This window comes from Streptomyces sp. ADMS, assembly GCF_033441795.1.
Taxonomy (GTDB): domain Bacteria; phylum Actinomycetota; class Actinomycetes; order Streptomycetales; family Streptomycetaceae; genus Streptomyces.
Genome location: NZ_JAVFVX010000455.1, coordinates 1 through 429 on the forward strand (window position 1 = coordinate 1; position 429 = coordinate 429).

A 429-nucleotide genomic window follows, 5' to 3' on the forward strand; every position below is an offset into this window, starting at 1 on the left:
TGGTGAAAGCGACCACGATCATCGGATAGCCGTGCTGGGTGCACGGGCTCCAGGAGGAACTGACCCGGCCCTGGGGGCAGGTGACCTGCTGGTACTTCCAGTCGATGGTGAACGCGTCGGCCCCGAAGCCCGCGTTCTCGCGGGCCTGGCGGGAGGTGTCGAGCAGGACCGGGGTGATCAGCGCGATGCCGTAGGTGTGGCGGGACTTCACGATCAGGTCGGCGCTGGGGTAGCCGGAGTCGAGGTAGTGCTCGCCCGGGAGCAGGCCGCGGCGCCGCAACTGCTGGTGGATGCCGTCAAGGGCCTTGGTGTCGGGGATCGTGGAGGCGGTGGTGGCCACGTTCGTGATCAGGTTCGGGGCGGTGCGCTCCTTCTCGGGCGCGTCCGTGCAGCTCTCGCTCACGTGCAGCTTGAACCCGTTCCAGAAGG

Annotated in this window: 1 pseudogene; it reads right to left on the reverse strand. The window is 68.1% G+C overall.

The features are described from left to right. Nucleotides 1–429 (reverse strand): annotated as a pseudogene (locus tag RB628_RS42925) (IS1182 family transposase); the annotation flags it as partial.